Annotated in this window: 3 protein-coding genes; all 3 read left to right on the forward strand. The window is 48.6% G+C overall.

Translation table 11 applies throughout. The annotated features are described in order from the left end of the window. The first annotated feature begins 30 nt into the window (after positions 1-30). The 3 genes from R7M92_RS07985 (at position 31) to R7M92_RS07995 (ending at position 22,188) form a co-directional block, all read left to right on the forward strand. Positions 31-19,281, forward strand: a complete 19,251-nt coding sequence (locus tag R7M92_RS07985) for a tandem-95 repeat protein (RefSeq protein WP_318133070.1) — start codon at positions 31-33, stop codon at positions 19,279-19,281. Positions 19,282-19,712: 431 nt separating this feature from the next. After that, positions 19,713-20,066, forward strand: a complete 354-nt coding sequence (locus tag R7M92_RS07990; RefSeq protein ID WP_005375589.1) for a hypothetical protein — start codon at positions 19,713-19,715, stop codon at positions 20,064-20,066. A gap of 121 nt (positions 20,067-20,187) precedes the next feature. Continuing rightward, complete coding sequence (locus R7M92_RS07995) at positions 20,188-22,188, forward strand: methyl-accepting chemotaxis protein (RefSeq protein ID WP_053303759.1); 2,001 nt, start codon at positions 20,188-20,190, stop codon at positions 22,186-22,188. Positions 22,189-22,487: the final 299 nt, after the last annotated feature.

Below are 22,487 nucleotides of genomic sequence, written 5' to 3' on the forward strand. Positions count from 1 at the left end.
ATCAGTTAGCTAAAAGCAACGGAGGCTGTAATGGCAGGCGACACTAATCAAGAAAAAGACAATGAAAAGCTTAACGATGCGGTAGAGCAAACAGAAACGAAGGATACGGGGACAAAAGAAGAAAAACAGCAGTCGACCGTCTCTTCGACTGTAGCGACCGGTGCTGAAAGTGCAGATGCTGTTGATGAAGCCAATCGTGCGATGGAAGAAAATCCTAGTGGCGCGGGTACGGAAGAAGAAGCAGTGAGCTCGGGTGGCGCAGTTCAAGAAGAGGATACTGAAAGTAGCAGCGACTCTGACGCTGCACAATCCAATGTTGTTGATAGTGTAGCTTCTAGCGGAGAATCAGGTGACGAGGCTCTGGGCAGCGGTGGTTCGGATTCTGGGGCGGGTGCCCAAGCGGTCGGTGGTGGTGATGCCTCTGGCTCTGAAGGTGGTTCGGACGCAGAAGGCAATGAAGCGCAAGGACAAGCGGTACAAACTTCATCTGCGCCAAGTGCTTCTTCAGACTCTGAAGGTTCTCAAGGTGGTGACGAGCTAGATTCAGAAACCACTGAAGAGAGCTTCGCGGTGGATGTACAAGACACCAGCGAAGAAACCACGACGCAAGTAGAAGACGATTTCGACTCCGAAACTACGAGCGAGACGTTCCAAATTAAAGTCGAAGGTGAAAATGACGCGCCAGAAGTAGGGCAAGATCTGGCATACATCATGGATGAAGATGGCACTATTACCTTCACTCAAGAACAACTTCTCGGGTACGCGAGTGATGTTGATGGCGATGATCTTGCCGCATTTAACGTGCAAGTGGGTGCTAATGCATCAGTTGTGGATAATGGTGATGGCACTTATACCGTCACACCTGAAGCTGATTTTAATGGTGAACTCGACTTAACGTTTGATATCAGTGATGGTCAAGAAACCATTTCTAGTTCGATTGATTTAACTGTTCGTCCAATCAATGACGCACCAGTGCCGGAAGATAAAACCTTTGAGGTGGAAGAAGACGGCACGCTGATCTTCACCGATGCTGACCTGCTTGCTGGTGCAACGGATATTGAAGGCGATAACCTAACAGTTGAGGGCGTAAGCTACGACGGTGGCGACGGCATCCTGACCGACAACGGTAATGGGACTTACACTTTTGCGCCAAATGAAAACTTCAATGGTGATGTGAACTTCAGCTTTGATGTGTCCGACGGCACGGATACGGTTTCTGCCAACATTGATGTAAGCGTTACGCCAGTCGACGATGCACCAGTATCTGGCAATCTTGCATACTCGGTGGATGAAGATGGCTCGATTCGTTTGAGCCAAGAGCAGTTGTTGTCGCAAGCTTCCGATGTGGAAGGCGATGCACTGACGGCATCTAATCTTTCGGTAGATGGCAACGCGACGGTGACTCAAAACGACGATGGTAGCTTCACTATCACGCCGGACGCAGATTTCAACGGTGATATCGACATCAGCTTCGATATTTCCGATGGCACGAACACCGTTCAAGCAACCGCTGATCTAACCGTTAACCCAATAAACGATTTGCCGGTTCCTCAAGACCAGCAGTTCAGCGTGGAAGAAGATGGCACGCTGATCTTTACGGACGCAGACCTGCTTACTGGCGCAACGGATATTGAAGGCGATAACCTCACAGTTGAAGGCGTGAGCTACGACGGTGGCGACGGCATCCTGACCGACAACGGTAACGGGACTTACACTTTTGCGCCAAATGAAAACTTCAATGGCGATGTGAACTTCAGCTTTGATGTGTCCGACGGCACAGATACGGTTTCTGCCAACATTGATGTCAGTGTTACGCCAGTTGATGATGCGCCAGTATCTGACAATCTTGCTTACTCGGTGGACGAAGATGGTTCGATTCGTTTGAGTCAAGAGCAGTTGTTGTCGCAAGCTTCTGACGTAGAAGGCGATGCACTGACGGCATCTAATCTTTCGGTAGATGGCAATGCGACGGTGACTCAAAATGACGATGGTAGCTTCACCATCACGCCGGACGCAGATTTCAACGGTGACATCGACATCAGCTTTGATATTTCAGATGGCACGAATACCGTTCAAGCAACCGCTGACCTAACCGTTAATCCAATCAACGATCTGCCTGTTCCTCAAGACCAACAATTCAGTGTGGAAGAGGACGGCACGCTACAATTTACCGATGCGGATCTGCTTGCAGGTGCGACCGACATTGAAGGCGATGACCTTTCTGTAACGGGAATCAGCTACGAAGGAACCGACGGCGTTCTAACTGACAATGGCGATGGCACGTATAGCTTTGCGCCAAATGAGAACTTCAACGGTGATGTAAACTTCAGCTTCGACGTATCTGATGGCACAGATACAGTTTCAGCGAATGTGGATGTGAGCGTTACGCCGGTGAATGATCCTCCGGTGGCTGGTTCAACGTCTTACACGGTTCACGAAGATAACTCTATTACCATTTCTGACGCGCAGCTGTTGGCAAATTCTTCGGATTTAGAAGGGGATGTCTCGATTGATAGCGTGAGCTACTCTGGTAGCGATGGTGTGTTGCAAATCAATGGTGACGGCACGTACACCTTCTCTCCAAATGAAAACTTTAATGGTGAAGTGACGCTTGATGTTGTCGTCGCTGATGAAGAAGGCGCAACGGATGCCACCACTGCTGGCATTACGGTGCTGGAAGTGAACGATCCACCAGTCGCAGGACCAACTTCTTACACCATTGATGAAGATTCAGTTCTGACCTTCAGTGAATCGCAAGTGCTGCTGAATGCCTCTGATGTGGAAGGCGATGTAGAGCTTGTTGGCATTAGTTACGATGGTCCGGATGGCATTTTCACCGTTAACGATGATGGCACGTGCAGCTTCGCGCCAAACGAGAACTTTAACGGGCAAGTTCAACTTGATGTGACCATTCGAGATGAAGATGGAGCAGAAGTTGATACCGTCATTAATGTGAATGTATTGCCAATCAATGATGCGCCAGTATCGGGTGATTTGGCTTACAGTGTTGATGAAGACGGTGCGATTACACTCAGCCAAGAACAGCTTCTTTCTCAAGCGTCTGATATTGAGGGAGATGGTCTGACTGCTAGCGATTTGACTGTAGATGGAAACGCAACCGTCACAGCGAACGACGATGGCAGCTTCACGATTACGCCAGATGCGGACTTTAATGGTGACATTGATATCCAATTCAACATTACAGATGGCACAGACACTATCAAAGCAACGGCGGATCTAACGGTTAATCCAGTTAACGATCTTCCTGTTCCTCAAGACCAGCAGTTCAGTGTTGAAGAAGATGGCACGCTTCAGTTTACCGATGCAGACTTGCTTGCTGGCGCGACCGATATCGATGGCGATAACTTAACGGTTGATGGCATTAGCTACACAGGCAGCGATGGTGTGCTGACTGACCACGGTGATGGTACTTACACCTTTGCACCAAATGAAAACTTCAACGGAGACGTCAGCTTTAGTTTTGGTGTTTCTGACGGTACTGAAACCGTACCAGCAAATGTGGACGTGAGCGTCACTCCAGTGAACGATCCTCCGGTTGCGGGTTCTACGTCTTACACGGTTGATGAAGACAACGCGATTACCATTTCCGACGAGCAGCTTCTGGCTAACTCTTCGGATGTGGAAGGCGCAGTGTCTATCGATAGCGTGACTTATTCAGGCACCGATGGCGTATTCCAAGACAACGGTGACGGCACTTACACCTTCATGCCGAATGAGAACTTCAGCGGTGATATCAGCCTTGATGTGATTGTGGCGGATGAGCAAGGTGCGATTGACGAAACGACTGCAGGCATTACCGTCATTGAAGTGAATGACCCTCCAGTTGCCGGTCCAACGTCTTACACGATTGACGAAGATTCAGTACTGACATTCAGTGAGTCACAAATTCTTGCCAACGCATCTGATATCGAGGGTGATGTAGAGCTTGTTGGCATCAGCTATGAAGGTTCGGATGGTATCTTTACCGTCAATGGCGATGGTACTTGTAGCTTTGCGCCAAACGAGAACTTCAATGGTCAAGTTCAGTTGGATGTGACCATTCAAGATGAAAATGGGGCAACCGTTGATACGCACATCAATGTCGACGTATTGCCAATCAACGATCCACCAGTATCGGGTGATTTGGCTTACACCATCAACGAAGACAGCTCAATCACGCTAAGCCAAGAGCAGCTGCTTGCCAAAGCGGGCGATATTGATAGCGAGAACCTTGAAGCCATCAATCTATCGACAGATGACAACGCGACAATTCAATACAACGATGATGGCAGTTACACCATCACACCGGATGAAAACTACAACGGTGACCTAGCTCTGACCTTCGATATCATTGATAACGATGGCGGCTCGGTACAAGTTGGTCTGGATATTACGGTTAATCCTGTGAATGACTTGCCACAAGCGCAAGATCAACAGTTCACGGTAGAAGAAGATGGCACCTTGCTGTTCACGGATGCAGACCTATTGGAAGGTGCATCGGATATTGATGGTGATGATCTGTCTATCGAAAACGTTCTCTACACAGGTGCGGATGGTGTGCTTACCGATAATGGTGATGGCACTTACAGCTTCGCGCCGAATGAGAACTTCAACGGTGATGTTCAGTTCACATTCGATGTGTCTGACGGCACAGGTTCAACACCAGCATTCATTGATGTCAGCGTGACACCAGTGAACGATCCACCGGTTGCAGGTTCTACGTCTTACACGGTTCAAGAAGACGGTCAAATCACCATTAGTAACGAGCAGTTGTTAGCCAACTCTTCTGATGTGGAAGGCGATGTAGCCTTGGCGAATGTTAGCTACTCTGGTAACGACGGTAGCTTCGTGGACAATGGCGACGGCACATATACCTTTACGCCAAATGAGAACTTTGACGGTAACATTTCGCTCGACGTTACGGTCATCGACCAAGATGGTGCAACGGATACGACAACCGCAGGCATCGATGTTATCGCGGTGAACGACGCACCTGAAACATCAGGCATTCAAGCTGAAGTGGATGAAGATAATGCCATCACCATTACACAAGAACAGTTGCTTGCGAATGCGACAGATATTGAAGGTGATGACCTTGTTGCCAGCAATCTACAAACCAATGACCCAGATGCGACGATCGTAGCCAATGACGATGGTTCATTCACCATTACGCATACGGAAAACTTTAACGGAGAGTTGGACTTCACTTACAACATCAGCGATGGCGAAAATGATGTTCTGACCACGCTGGATCTGACCGTTAACCCTGTCAACGATGCGCCAGAAGCGGGCGACGAGATATTTATTCAAGCGGAAGAAGACCAAACCGTGGGTGTTTCTCTGCGTGAAGAGCCTGCGTTACGTCTCGACCAAGCCCCTGAAAACGGCATCATTGAAGCGAATCTAAATGACGAATGGGTACAGCTAGAAGTCGGGCAGGAGGTTCCTGCAGACACGGAAGTGCGCTTCATTCCAAATGATGATGCATTGGCGAACGGTACGCATACGAGTCAAATTGGTACCTTTGACGACAACGCTAGCCTCGATGATTGGGGTACTGCTGTTGACCCTTACACACGTGAGTTTGTTGATGGTGATTTGAAAGTTACCGTTCAAAGTAATGATGACCCACTCGGTGCGTGGAATGGTAAAACACACATCGGTCACGGTATTGGTGATACTGACCGTCAAGGCTTGAGTGGTGATGAAAAACTGACTGTGAGCGTTGAAGGTCAAGACATCAACGAAATCAGCTTTCACCTAGATGGTCTAGGCGGCTGGTTTATGGAAGAGTCTCGCCACTTTACCGAAGTCGAAATTCGCGCATTCAACTCTGATGGTGACTTGATCGACTCGATGACTTACCACAAAGAAGATCGTGGTAGCTATGAGACGGATTACACCCTAACGGTGAACGAGCCGGTGTCTTACTTTGAGCTAGGTACGATTCAAGGTAACGGTACATACGTGGTTCAAAACATGACGATTTCGCAAACTTGTCATGATGAAGCGGTGTTCACATCTATTGGCGTGGACGGCACGGAAATCACGGAAACGGTAGAACTGAATATCCGAGAAGGTGACAGTGAAATCGAACTGACTGCTGATCTGCCAAATGTGACCATCGATACCGAAGGTTCTACGCAGTTTGCCTCTGTGGTTATCACAGAAGAACAGCTTTTAGCACAAGCGAGTGATATCGATAGTGACGTTCTTGATATTCAAAACCTTGAGCTGGTGGGGGATAACGCGGAGCACGCTACGTTAACCGACAACGGCGATGGTACATGGACAGTCACACCAGATGAGAACTTCTACGGTGAGATTGAGCTTGGCTATCAAGTTACGGATGGTGAACTCACCGACGACAACATCATCAACATCAACTTCGAAGCAGTAAACGATGCGCCAATCGTTTCTGGTCCGATTGTGTTGTCGACTGATGAGGATGTGGGCATTACGTTTAGCGCGGATGATTTGCTTGCCAATGCAAGTGACGTGGAAGGCGATGCGCTGTCTATCTCTGATATCTCTTACAGCGGTGACAACGGTCAGCTTGTCGACAATGGCGACGGCACTTACACCTTTATGCCGAATGAAAACTTCAATGGTGAAGTCGACATCGATTACAAAGTCTTCGATGGCACCGATGAAGTCGATACCCATCTAGATCTGACCGTTATTCCAGTCAACGATGTGCCAGTTCCTGGTGCGCCGCTGCATACTCAAATGCTAGAAAACGGCACGATCATCATCGAAGCAAAAGACCTGTTATCAGGTGCGACCGATGTTGATGGCGACATTCTGCATATCGAGAATCTGCTGCTTGTTGACCAGTCACAAGGTACGTTGACAGATAACGGCGACAACACCTTTACCTTCGAACCAACTTCGAACTTCTACGGTGAAGTGAATCTGACCTTCGACATCAGCGACGGTCAAGCAAGTGCACCAAGCACAGCGAAGATCGATGTTGAGATCGTTAACGAAGGTCCAGAGGTTAGCGGTCCAGTTGATGCGGTCGTCGATGAAGATGGCTCAATTACCATCACTCAAGAAGACTTATTAGCGAACGCGACCGACGTGGATGGTGACAACCTTGAAGCGGTTAACCTGTCGACCAACGATCCTAATGCAACCATCGTTGAGAACGCTGATGGTAGCTTTACGATTACACCGAGCGAAAACTTCTTTGGTGAAATCGAATTTACTTATGACGTAACTGACGCGATCGAAACCGTCGCCGCGGATCTAAACCTTACTGTTAACCCAGTGAACGACCTGCCAGATGTACCTGATTTGTCCTTCACCACAGAAGACGGCGAAGCCATCACGATTACTGAAGCAGAGCTGCTGGCTCAAGCGACGGACATTGAAGGCGATGACTTATCTGTTGTGAACGTGACGAGCTTAAGCGATACGGTTCAAGTGACAGACAATGGCGATGGCACCTACACGTTAACGCCAGAGCAGGGCTTCTTTGGTAATGTTGACCTCACGTTTGATGTGAGTGATGGCACCGATGTGGTGGCGGCAAACATCGACTTGAAAGTTGAGTTCGTCAACGACGCACCAGAAGCAGCGCCAATCGTGGCAGACGTGGACGAGGATGGCTCTATCCTCGTGACACAAGAAATGCTGCTTGAAAACGCCAGCGATCAAGATGGTGATGACCTATACGCAACGGCACTAGAAACCAATGATCCGAATGCCTCTATCGTGGATAACGGTGACGGCACCTTTACCGTTACGCCTTCACAGAACTTCAACGGAGACATCGAGTTTACTTATGAAGTAAGCGACGGTGAATTGAGTGTTGCCAATGAAATGACATTGACGGTGAACCCAGTCAATGACATTCCAATTGTTGCGCCTGGCATGTACCACATTGAAGAGGATGGCAGCATCCTGTTCACGCAAGAAGATCTTCTAAGTGGTGCGATTGATATTGATGGTGATGACCTCACCGTTACCAGCATTAACTACTCGGGTGATGAAGGTACTGTAACGGACAACGGTGACGGTACATTTAGCTTCGTACCAGAAGAGCACTTCAGTGGTGACTTGCAGTTCAGCTTTACGGTTTCTGACGGTACTGATGAAGTTGAGCAAGACATTAATGTCCATATAGAAGCCGTGGCAGATGCGCCAGACCTAGTCATCACTGATGGCGATGGTCGAAACGTGGATGATCAAGCAATCTTGGTCGAGCCAGGCGGTATTGTTGAAGTGAACATCGCCGCAGCATTGGTTGACCAAGACTTGTCAGAAACGCTGACGGTGACCGTGGATGGTGTCCCAGAAGGTTCGGTGATCAGCTACGACAACGAAGGGGTACTTAACGATCAAGACAACGGTATCACCAGTTTCAACGATACTGAAATCACGGTTACGTTTGAAGGTGAAACCGCGGGTTACCAAAATACAGCGGGTTACTACAAAGTCGATGAAGATGGCAACATCACTGGCGTTGAAGTGGTGTACGAAAATGCCTCTCAAGTTGGCGGAGGCGGTGACCTCATTCCGGGACAAGATCAGTTCAGCTTCCAAATCTCGGAAGGGGAAAGCTTCAACCTATTCTTGATTCCTAACGGTCATAACTTCAATGACTTTGCGTCCATGCAAGATGGTCAGTACGAGTTCCGTGCAGCAGATGGCTCTCCTGCGAACATGGATACTGTTGACCCACAACTCGTGTTTGTTGGCGCTGATGGTTCTGAAACCGTGATTCAAAGCCAATTCGGTGATGCAGTCTTCCATGGTGGTTCAAGCTCAGAGCTTAACCAAGATGGTATTGAGCATACCCGAACCACCGTGAACGAGGACGGTGAACTGGTTTACGGCTTTGAAGATCTCTACGGTGGCGGCGATGCCGATTACACCGACTTCAACTTCACCATTGATGTAGGTGAAGTGAACAGCCAGATCTACAGCGGTGAAGTAACAGTAGGTCCAGATGGTTCTGTAACGCTTCCAACGACAGCAATTGAACAAGAGCTACAGATTCAATTGCCAGAAGACTTTAACCAACAGCTAGAAATCAACGTAACGGCAACGGCAACAGAGTTATCAAATAATGATTCTGAAACCGTTTCTCAAACCATCTACGTCAATGCAACAGGTGCCCACATTGAACATGCGCCTGAAGCATTGCCTGTTTCAGCGATGGTTGAAGAAGATGGTTCAATCCTAATTACGCAAGAAGATTTACTCGCTAATGCGCGTGACTTGGATGGAGACCAACTAACAGCGCTGAATTTGGCTACGGATGATGAAAACATCACCATCACAGACAATGGCGACGGTACTTACACCTTAACGCCAGATGCGGACTTTAATGGTGATATCACCTTTACGTTCGATGTGTCTGACGGCGATGATGTTGTCTCAACCAACCTTGAGTTATTGGTGTCACCAGTTAATGATGCGCCTGAACCACAAGATCAAGCGTTCACTGTTGGTGAAGATGGTGTGCTGACCTTTACTGATGCGGATCTGCTAACAGGCGCTACCGACATTGAAGGGGATGATCTATCTGTTGAGGGTGTCACTTACACAGGCGCAGACGGTGTTCTTACTGACAATGGCGATGGTACCTACAGCTTCGCACCAAACGAGAACTTCAATGGCGACGTGAACTTCACTTTCGATGTTTCCGATGGCACGGATACCGTGACGGCAAATATCGATGTAACAGTTACGCCAGAGAACGATCCACCGGTGGCAGGCAGTACGGCTTACAGCGTTCATGAAGATAATTCGATTACCATCAGTGACGAACAGCTATTAGCAAACTCATCGGATGTTGAAGGCGATGTGTTGATTGATAGCGTGAGCTACAGCGGTAACGACGGTGTGTTAGAAATCAATGGTGACGGTACTTACACCTTCTCACCAAACGAAAACTTCAGCGGCGAGGTGAGCCTAGATGTTGTCGTAGTCGATGAAGAAGGTGCAACGGACTCAACCACCGTTGGCATTACTGTTCTTGAGGTGAACGATCCACCAATCGCAGGCGCGACCAGCTACTCAGTGAACGAAGACGAAGTCATCACCATTAGCTCTGAACAGCTGTTGGCGAACGCTTCTGACGTTGAAGGTGAAGTTGCGATTGATAGCGTGAGCTACAGCGGCTCCGACGGTATCTTTACCGATAACGGTGACGGTACATTCAGCTTCGCACCAAACGCCAACTTCGATGGCGATGTGAGCCTAGATGTTGTGGTTGTTGATGAAGACGGTGCAACTGCGGCAACTAACGCAAACATCGATGTCTTGCCAATCAACGATGCGCCAGTATCGGGCAACTTGGCTTACAGTGTCGATGAAGACAATTCAATTACGCTAAGCCAAGAGCAGCTTCTTGCCCAAGCATCGGATGTAGAAGGCGACGCGCTAACCGCATCTAACCTAGTTGTTGACGGTGATGCAACGGTTACGGCAAACGATGATGGTAGCTTTACCATTACGCCAGATGCGAACTTCAATGGTGATATTGATATCACGTTCGACATCAACGATGGCAGCGACACTATTGTTGCAACGGCTGACCTAACGGTTAATCCAGTTAACGACCTACCACAGCCAGAAGATCAAGCGTTTACCATTGGTGAAGATGGCGTCTTGTTGTTCACTGATGAAGATCTGCTTGATGGCGCAACGGATATCGATGGCGATGACCTATCGGTTGAAGGTGTGTCTTACACTGGCGCAGATGGTGTCCTAACCGACAACGGTGACGGCACTTACAGCTTCGCGCCAAACGAAAACTTCAATGGCGACGTGAACTTTACCTTCGATGTTTCCGATGGCACGGATACCGTGACGGCGAATATCGACGTAAGCGTGACGCCAGAGAACGATCCTCCGGTTGCAGGCAGCACGTCTTACACGGTGCATGAAGACAATTCGATCACCATCAGTAACGAGCAGTTATTGGCTAACTCGTCTGACGTCGAAGGCGAAGTAGCAATCGACAGCGTGAGCTACAGCGGCGCAGATGGCGTGTTCCAAGACAATGGTGATGGTACATACACCTTCTCGCCAAACGAGAACTTCAATGGTGAAGTCAGCCTAGATGTTGTTGTGGTAGACGAAGACGGTGCTACGGATTCAACCACCGCAGGTATTACAGTACTTGAGGTAAACGATCCACCAATTGCCGGTGCAACTAGCTACTCAGTCAACGAAGACGAAGTCATCACCATCAGCTCTGAGCAGCTATTGGCGAACGCTTCTGATGTTGAAGGAGACGTCGCGATTGATAGCGTCAGCTACAGCGGCTCCGACGGTATCTTTACTGACAACGGCGACGGTACATTCAGCTTCGCACCAAACGAAAACTTCAACGGTGATGTTAGCCTAGATGTTGTGGTTGTTGATGAAGACGGTGCAACTGCGACAACCAATGCAAGCATCGATGTATTGCCAATCAATGATGCTCCGGTATCAGGTGATTTAGCTTACAGCGTGGATGAAGACGGCTCTATCACCCTCAGCCAAGAGCAACTTCTTGCTCAAGCTGGCGACGTGGATGGTGATGACCTAACCGCATCCAACCTGACTGTTGACGGTAATGCGACCGTTGTTGCGAACGATGATGGTAGCTTCACTATCACACCGGATGCGGACTTCAATGGCGACATTGATCTGAGCTTCGACATTACGGACGGTGATGCAACCATTCAAGCGACTGCCGATCTGACTGTGAATCCAGTAAACGACCTACCAACGGTTGGTCAGCCACAGTTCGTCACGCAAGAAGACACCAGCTTCACCTTTACCGAAGAGCAACTGCTGCAAAATGCAGGTGATATCGATGGTGATAACCTAACGGTTGAAAACGTTGCTTCTGACAGTGGTACGTTAGTCGATAACGGTGACGGCACGTACACCTTCGCACCAAACGAAAACTTCGATGGCAACGTGAACGTGACGTTTGATGTCAACGATGGCACCGCAACCGTGCCAGCAGAAGCGAACATTGATGTTCAATCTGTGGTTGATATGCCAGAGCTTTCGATTGCTTCAGACTTGGTGATTGCTTCAGACAACTTCGAATCTGGTTCGAACGGTTGGAACGCGAACACCGAAAGTTCACAAGGCTTCGAAACGGGCGACATGCTGGGTCGTATTGGTGGCACTGGCGGTGATGAAGCGGTCAGCAAAACCTACGAGATCCCAAGCGATGTCAATGAAGTGAATATCTCATTTAGCTTCTACGAAATCGATTCTTGGGATGGCGAGTCGTTCCAAATCTTTGTCGGCGGTGAACAGCTAACCACCTTGGAGAACTCCGCGTTCCGTACTCAAGATGGTACGACAACGCTTTACGACTCTGACGGTAATGAAGTGGGTGAAGTGATCCACGGAGCTTCTCAACGTGAAGGCTTCAGTGGCTGGAATGACCAAGCTCACCAAATCAATCTGACGGTTCCTGTCGAGGATGGCGAACTGCAACTCGGCTTCGGTTCAACCTTGAATCAAGACGTTTGGGATGAATCGTTCGGTATCGACAACATCGAAATCACGGTAGCGGATGCGGATTACCAAATCATTGGTACCGAAGATACACCAGTGTCGCTTGATATCGATGCCGCGTTAACCGATACCGATGGTTCAGAAAACCTCGCTATCTTGATTGAAGATGTGCCAGAAGGCAGCTCGCTATCAGCAGGTGTTGATAATGGCGACGGCACTTGGTCACTACAACCAGGCGAGCTAGAAGGACTAGAGTTTATCCCTTCTGCGGACTTCAACGGCGATGTGACGCTAACCGTGAATGCAACCTCTACGGATGTAGATACCGGAACCACGGCGACAGCGACGCAAGATGTGACGATTCATATCTCGCCTACTAATGATGCACCAGACGTAACGGGTGATATTAGCGCAGTCACTGCCGAAGACAACAGCATTACGTTGACTCAAGAGCAGTTACTTGAGCATGCCGTTGATATCGATGGTGATGATCTAAGCGCAATCAACCTGAGCACCAATGATGAAAATGCAACGGTTGAAATGAACGAGGATGGCAGTTTTACCATTACTCCGAGCGAGAACTTCTACGGTGATATCGAGTTCACCTACGATGTCACGGATGGCGAAGAAGTGGTTGCGGCTGGTCTCGACTTAACGGTAACGCCAGTCAATGACGCACCAGAGCCACAAGATCAAGCGTTCACTGTGGGTGAGGACGGTCTTCTTACCTTCACCGATGCTGACTTGTTAACAGGCGCGACAGATGTAGAAGGTGACAACCTAACAGTTGAAGGCGTGACTTACACTGGCGCGGACGGTGTCCTAACCGACAATGGTGACGGCACTTACAGCTTCGCACCGAATGAGAACTTCAATGGCGATGTGAACTTCACTTTCGATGTTTCCGATGGCGCGGATACCGTGACGGCAAATATCGATGTAACAGTTACGCCAGAGAACGATCCACCAGTTGCGGGCAGCACGTCTTACACAGTGCATGAAGACAACTCGATCACCATTAGTGATGAGCAACTACTGGCTAATTCGTCTGATATCGAGGGTGATGTTGCGATCAGCAGCGTGAGCTACAGCGGTAGCGACGGTGTGCTAGAAATTAATGGCGATGGTACTTACACCTTCTCACCAAACGAAAACTTTACAGGCGATGTTAGCCTTGATGTTGTAGTGGTTGACGAGGACGGCGCGGTTGATACAACAACAGCGGGAATTACCGTTCTTGAGGTGAACGATCCACCAATCGCAGGCACAACCAGTTACACCATTGATGAAGATGAAGTCATCACCATCAGTGCAGAACAGTTGTTGGCAAACTCTTCCGATATTGAAGGTGAGGTAGCACTAGATAGCGTGAGCTACAGTGGCAGCGAAGGTATCTTTACCGACAATGGTGATGGTACGTTTAGCTTTGCACCAAACCAAAACTTCAATGGTGAAGTGAATCTTGATGTTGTAGTCGTGGATGAAGATGGTGCGACCGCTTCGACGACGGCAAACATTGATGTTCTGCCAATCAATGATGCTCCGGTATCGGGTGACTTGGCTTACAGTGTCGACGAAGACAACTCAATCACCCTAAGCCAAGAACAATTGTTGGCACAAGCAACGGATGTAGAAGGTGATGCACTAACCGCTTCTAACCTAGTGGTTGACGGTGATGCGATGGTTACGGCTAATGACGATGGTAGCTTTACCATTACGCCTGACGCGAACTTCAATGGCGACATTGATATCACGTTCGATATCAACGATGGCAGCGATACTATTGTTGCAACGGCGGACCTAACGGTTAACCCAGTTAATGACTTGCCGCAGCCGGAAGATCAAGCGTTCACCATTGGTGAAGATGGCGTGTTGACCTTCACTGATCAAGACCTGCTTGATGGTGCAACCGATATCGATGGCGATGACCTATCGGTAGAAGGTGTCACATACACTGGCGCGGACGGTGTCCTAACTGACAATGGCGATGGCACATACAGCTTCGCTCCAAACGAAAACTTCAATGGCGACGTAAACTTTACCTTCGATGTTTCCGATGGCACGGACACCGTGACCGCGAATATCGATGTGAGTGTGACGCCAGAGAACGATCCACCGGTTGCGGGCAGCACGTCTTACACAGTGCATGAAGATAACTCGATCACCATCAGTGATGAACAGCTACTAGCGAACTCATCGGATATTGAAGGCGATGTATCGATTGATAGCGTGAGCTACAGCGGTAACGATGGTGTGCTGGAAATCAACGGTGATGGCACGTACACCTTCTCGCCAAACGAGAACTTCAATGGCGAAGTGAGCCTAGATGTTGTTGTAATCGACGAAGATGGCGCGACGGATTCAACTACCGCAGGTATCACGGTACTTGAGGTGAACGATCCGCCAATCGCAGGTCCAACTGCGTACACCATCGATGAAGACCAAGTTCTAACGTTCAGTGAATCACAAGTGCTTCTGAATGCTTCGGATGTCGAAGGGGATGTTGAGCTTGTAAGCATCAGCTACGACGGTCCAGATGGCATCTTCTCAGTAAATGGCGATGGCACTTGTAGCTTCGCACCGAATGAGAACTTCAATGGCCAAGTGTCGTTGGACGTGACTATTCGTGATGAAGATGGCGCAGAAGTCGACACCTATATCACTGTTGATGTATTGCCAATCAACGACGCACCAGTATCGGGTAACTTGGCTTACAACGTAGATGAAGATAACACCATTACATTGAGCCAAGAGCAATTGTTGTCTCAAGCGAGCGATGTGGACGGCGATGACCTTGTTGCTGAAAACTTGCTTGTGGATGGTAATGCGACAGTGACTGCTAACGACGATGGCAGCTTCACCATTACGCCTGATGCGAACTTCAATGGTGACATTGATATCACGTTTGATGTCAGTGATGGTTCTGACACCTTGGTCGCGACGGCAGATCTAACGGTTAATCCAGTTAACGACCTACCACAGCCAGAAGATCAAGCGTTCACCATTGGCGAAGATGGCGTCTTGTTGTTCACTGATGAAGATCTGCTTGATGGCGCAACGGATATCGATGGCGATGACCTATCGGTAGAAGGTGTGACCTACACAGGTGCTGATGGTGTCCTAACCGACAATGGTGACGGCACTTACAGCTTCGCGCCAAACGAGAACTTCAATGGCGACGTGAACTTTACCTTCGATGTTTCCGATGGCACAGATACCGTGACGGCGAATATCGATGTAAGCGTGACGCCAGAGAACGATCCACCGGTGGCAGGTAGCACGTCTTACACCGTACACGAAGACAACTCGATCACTATCAGCGATGAGCAATTACTAGCGAACTCGTCAGATATTGAAGGCGAAGTCGCGATTGATAGTGTCAGCTACAGTGGCGCAGATGGCGTGTTCCAAGACAATGGAGATGGTACTTACACCTTCTCGCCAAACGAGAACTTCAATGGTGAAGTCAGCCTAGATGTTGTCGTGGTAGATGAAGACGGTGCGACGGACTCAACCACAGCAGGTATTACAGTACTTGAGGTGAACGATCCACCAATCGCAGGCACAACAAGTTACTCTGTCAATGAAGACGAAGTCATTATCTTCACGGAAGAGCAACTGCTAGCGCAGTCAAGCGATGTGGAAGGTGACGTGAGCCTAGAAAGCGTCTCTTACAGTGGTAGCGACGGTATTCTAACGGCGAATGACGATGGCACTTACAGCTTCGCGCCAAATGAAAACTTCAACGGTGGCGTAAGTCTTGACGTAGTAGTGGCTGATGAAGACGGTGCAACTGCGACAACCAACGCGAACATTGATGTATTGCCAGTCAACGATGCTCCGGTATCTGGCGATTTGGCTTACAGCGTCGATGAAGACGGTTCAATCACATTGAGTCAAGAGCAGTTACTGGCTCAAGCGGGTGACGTCGACAGCGATAATCTAGAAGCGGTGAACTTAACCGCGGTAGCCAATGCAACCGTTGTTGAGAACCAAGATGGTAGCTTTACGATTACGCCTGACGCGAACTTCAATGGCGATATCGACCTAAGTTTCGACTTGATTGATAACGATGGTGCGAGCGTGGAAGTGGGCGTCGACCTAACGGTGAACCCAATTAACGATGCGCCGCAATCAACGCCAGTGAATATTGCTGGCACCGAAGATACCACCATTCTTATTACGCAGGACATGTTGCTTGCTAACGCGACAGACATCGACAACACCTACGATGAACTGTCTGTTGTCGACCTAGTGATTGATGAGCAATACGGTGACTTGCTAGACAACGGTGATGGTACTTGGTCATTCACTCCGGCTGAGAACTTCAATGGTGATGTGCCAATGTCGTTCGGCGTCAGCGATGGTGATTTAGTTACGCCGGTTGAAGGCAATCTAAACGTCGAAGCGGTTAACGATGCACCAGAAGCGCCAACCATCCAGATGCAAGGCGAAGAAGATGTGGTCATGGTGATTGACCCAGCTTACATCGCTGATCAAGTTACGGATCTTGATGGTGACGAAATCAGCGTAGAAAGCATCACGGTTCGTGCTCCTGCAAACGCGACATTAACTCAGCAGCCAGATGGTATGTACCACTTGGTAACCACTCAAGACTTCAATGGTTTGGTGGAACTGGGCTACACCGCGACGGATGGTGAAGAAGTGGTTGAAGGCTCGTTGAATGTGGATGTTATTCCAGTCAACGATGCTCCATTCAATGTGGGTAATGCCTTTATGGCAACCGACGAGGATGGAGCATTCACCTTCGACGCTGGCGACTTGATGAACTTGTTCGGCGATATCGACACTGAAAACCTAGTCGTATCACGCATTATCACCGCAGAAGGTGAAGATGGTGGTGAGGTAACGGACAACGGTGACGGTACTTGGACATTCACACCGACTGGCGATTTTGCAGGGGTTTCTGACTTGCAAGTTGTGGTAAGTGACGGTGAGTTTGAAACAGTACTTGATGTACCAGTGTTTGTTCGCCCTGTTGCGGATGGCGCAGTCATCACAACCGACCATGATGGTCCGTTAGTCTTCGGTGAGGACGAAACGGGTCACCTAGGCTTGAATGTCGGTCTAATCGACGATTCAGAAACGTTAAGTAACCTAGTGATGACTGGTTTCCCTGTTGGCTTCGAAGTTACGGATGGTGTGAACACCGTTACCATCACGGAACCGGGTCAATACATCGACTTGAACGAGTGGGATATCTCAGACCTGCAAATGACGCCTCCGGCTGACTTTAATGGCGAGTTCTTCGTAACCGTGACCGCAACAACGGTGGATTATGGCGACGAGCCAGAAGAGTTCGAAGATGGCATCGATTCAGGTGACTTCGAAACCCTAGCGGGTGAGCCAGTTATACTAACCGCAGATGACCTAATCGGATTGGCAGAGAATGTGGACGCTGACGCGGGTGATGAAGTGAAGTTCGTTCACCTAGCTGATCGCAGCCAAGGTGAGATTGTCGATAACGGTGATGGCACATGGACATTCAATCCAGCACCAGGCTTTACGGGTGAAGCGGATATCGCTTACGTGATTGATAAAGACGGTGTGCTTCATGATGAGCAAACAGGCGTGGTCGTGAAAGAAGACGCGCCACAAGAGAATGCTTCTCCTGAAATCGACAGCATTTCTACCACAGAAATGGCAGCGGATGGCACCTTGTCGTTCACCAGTGATGACATGCTATCGACCTTGAGCGATGCAGAAGGCGACAGCTTGAGCATTGAGTCAGTGAGCCTAATGGAAGGTCAAGGTGTGATAGAGACCGATAACCAAGGTAACTACCAATTCACACCAGCAGAAGGCTACACCGGAGATGTTCAAATTGGCTTCATTGCAACTGACGGTGAAAACCGCATTGAGAGCTTCTTTAATGTCGACATCCAAGGTGAAGGTGAAACCACTACCAGCGAAGGCTACGCACTGGCTGATGATGGTTCACTAACACTAACGGAAGCACAGTTGATTGATGAGCTTGGCATTAGCCCTTCTGCAGAAGTGTTGGATGTCGCCGATGCAAACGATGCTGGTTTCTTCGCCAAATCAGGTGATGAAGAGTGGACATACTGGCCGAACGATGACTTCGATGGCAATTTGGCTATGGATGTTCAGGTCAACGACAACGGTGAAGTATCGACTCAGAATCTGAGCATCCAAGTTGCGGACGACTCAGCGCAAAGCGACGAGCCACAAATCCAAACTGCTCAAGCATCATCAGAGCAGCAAGTCGGTGAAGCGCAACAGCCTGAAGAGCAAGCAGCAAACGGTGCAGACAGTGAAGAGGAGAGCGCAGCTGATGTGACTGCAGCACCAGGCGATACCATTTCTATCTCGGTTCCAGATGAGGTCAGTGGTAACGAATCGGTGGATTATGCAGAAATGTCCGGTCTACCTGATGGTGCATCAGTAAGCAACGCACTGGATAATGGCGATGGCAGCTTCACATTAAGTGGCAACCTGAACCAACCAGTATCGGTTGACTTACCAGAAGGTTACGAAGGTACGAGCGAAATCCAATTCCAAGGCTACGACGAATTGGGCAGCGCAGTAGAAGGTGCGAGTGGCACAGTTGAAGTTGAAGTCGATGATCAATACACCATGCAAGGTTCTGCTCAAGATCAGCAACCAGACATGGCGGGTATGGAATCTGGCGGCAGCGACTGGACAAGTGCAGGAGATCAAGATCAAGGTGTTGACTTCACGGATGACTCTGGCAGCTTCGACTCGGATACTCAAACGGGTACTGACCAAGGCAACGATTTCGATCAAAGCTCAATGTAACTAGTCATAGACGAGGGCAGTGTCATTGCTGCCCGAACCAAAGCCATGCAGGTTCTACTTTGCATGGCTTTTTTGTTGGGTTTCTTTCTATGAGCTTTAGAAAAAACTTGGAAATTGAAAAAAGTATTCTTAGCTAGTTTATACCCAAGTAACCTCGAGATGTTAGGTTCAGCGAGAATGGCTTGGTTTGTAGACGCGGCGGCGATTTAAAGGTCTAGTGGGTCTAAATCAAGAATCGACAACAAAGTATACAAACCAAGACAGCTCGCCCTTCGGGAGCGTGTCATTGACTCGGCTTCTGTGTCAAACAACTTGGAAAGAGCTGACTATTACGCTGCGTTGTTTTCCTTGACCCCGAATCAATGACAACGCTCTGAATCCTGCATCTTGAAGTCACTTGGGTATAAGAGTCATTTACAAGGAGGAGCGACATGTACCGTTATGTCAGTTCGCCAAAAGCATCGAAGTACATAGTGCCACCACCACAGCATCGCGAGTTGTCGAGTATCGATGTGCCGGAGTCAGAGCTTGAGATGCGTGAAATTCTGAACAATTGGTTTGCTGATGGATTGGCGCCCATCATTCAGAATGAAGACAATTACATCTCTGCTAATGAGCAACAACGCTTTGAGCAGCTCAGCCGCACGGTGGGCGTGCTACTGCGTAATAAAGATTACTACTTCGCCACCAAGCGAATTCTCTCATTGTGGGAGCAAGACTGCTTAGAAACGACTTACGTTAATTATCTGATTTTACGTAGTGAGCGCATACCATACTTCGAATAAGTCCCATTTCTTAGCTTGAAATAGTCGTTTACATGGTTTTCTTAGTAACTTTTGATACCTGTATTTAACATTTTTGTAAACGTCGTTATATTTAAGGCTCATCGTTGTCAGGAGTTTATGGATGAACCTTACGATATCAGGGAAGTTGCAGCTCAGTTTTGTGCTGCTAGCCGTACTTTTTATGGCATCAGCGGTATTCACGTATCGCAACGTTACCACCGTAGAGCAATACGCCTCTTCGTTACTTAAATCCGATTTACCGACCGTCGACACCAGTCGCGGTATCCAACAGTCCGTTCAAGCGTCGCTGTCTTCTATTCGAGCCTACATGTTGCTAGGTGGCGATGAAGAGGCGAGCGCACGTCTGAGTGAGGACGTACGCAATATCATGGCATCTACAGACGAGTCGCTTCCAACGTTGCAGGCTTTGATCTCTGAACAGGATTTTCAAGCGATTCAAAGTCAGTGGGACGCGGTAAAAGTCTCTTTAAACAAGTTGATTGAACTCAGCCACAGTGACGAGAACTTGCCCGCGCACAACCTCTTTATTAACGAAGCGGCACCCATTGCAGAAGTGGCACTTGATCAGCTTCAAAGCTTAATCAATGAAGAGTCAGGAAACCCATTTGGTGGAGACAGAAAACGTCTGTTTAAAGTCTATGCCGACAGTTATACCTCCCTCGCCAATGCACTGTCTGCTTTGCGAGATTTCCTGTTGTACGGGCAGCAAGATCATTTGGACAAATACCACGACTTGATTAAGTACCACAATCAGTCCGTGGCGGAAATCGACAGTAAACTCGACAGACTGACTGATAACGACCAATCATTGTGGTCACTGTTTAAGGAAATGCAGCAACTGTACTTTCCTTTAGCAGAGCAGGTAATTGCATTGCGTCAATCGCCAGAGTGGAACGAATCAAACTTGTTAATGGCGAATGAACTGTTGCCAGCAGCGGATGCACTAGACCAAAGTTTAGAAACGATCGTATTAGCTCAGCAAAGTCGTGCAGATCAAAGCGGACAGGGTATTAATCAGTCGATCAAGAACGTACTCACCACTATGTTGATTGCTGCGGCATTGGTTTTGTTTGCCGCAGTAGCGATTTCAAAATACATGGGCAATACCATTGGTCGCCGAGTGAAAAACTTATCGGAGCGAGCCAAGACCATCGCTTCAGGAGATGTTTCTCAGCCTCCGTTAACTGTTGTTGGGAAAGATGAATTGGCAGACCTTACCGATTCGATTAACCGCATGAACCAATCGTTAGCGAGCATCGTGGCAGGGGTGAGTGAGAAAGCGCACCAAGTGGATACCAGCATGGGGGCTTTATTGGAATCGGCGCAAGTCACTTCATCGAATGTTGAACAGCAACAGACCAGCATTGTTGAAATGGGAAGCCAATTGGATGAAATCGCTTTAGCCGCGCGTAACACCCTAGATCAAGCCAATCAATCGGTGCAGAAGCTTTCTGATTCAAAAGGCGAGATTGAACAAGGTCGTGATGCTTTAGAGCAAAACAAAGTCACTATGGAAAGTTTGCACGGCAGCATTGAAACCGCGAGTACACAAGTCACACAGCTAAGCAAAGAGAGCGAAGCCATTGGTCGAGTGACGGAAGTGATTGAAGGCTTAGCAGAACAAACTAACTTACTGGCATTGAATGCCGCGATAGAAGCAGCGCGTGCGGGTGACCAAGGACGAGGCTTTGCGGTTGTGGCGGACGAAGTACGCATGTTAGCGACGCGCACTACTCAATCGACGACAGAAATCAACGGTATCATCAATGCGATTCAACGCTCGACCAATTCGGTGGTTGAGGAGATTGAACACAGCCAATCACTTGCGGAGCAGGGCGCTGAGCACATTGAAAAAGCGGTAACTCGTTTGCTCGTCACTACTGAACAAATTGGTTCTTTGAATGAACAAATGGCAGAACTTGCGGCAGCGGCAGAGCAGCAATCTCATGCGACCAATTCGATCACTGGATTGATGTCCGGTATTACTCAATCAGTGGATGAGGTTTCGAATAACAGCCAACGTGCATCAGAGACATCATTGCAAGTAAAAGAGCAAGTTACTGAGCTGAATCAACAGATGGCAACTTTCAAAACGGCGTAGATAAGATTTACGTCTGTTCATCTACGTTTGAACGTTAACCAAATAGTAAAAAAGCCCCAATCCTTTTTACACAAAAAGGGTTGGGGCTTTTTGTTGGATGATACGCCGATATTCGTCTACTTGCTCATTGGATTTGGCTATTTAAATCATAGCTAAAACCAAATTCTCTTCGCCGAGCCGGAGTCGTAATATGACTCCATCGGCAGCAAATACTGCAAAAGAATTTTTAAACTTTATACCAATCCCGGTAAGAGAATCGTTCGTTACTACGATTGGTATCATCCTTCTAGGAGCAAGAT

Source organism: Vibrio sp. Vb2880 (assembly GCF_033337975.1).
Taxonomy (GTDB): Bacteria; Pseudomonadota; Gammaproteobacteria; order Enterobacterales; family Vibrionaceae; genus Vibrio; species Vibrio alginolyticus.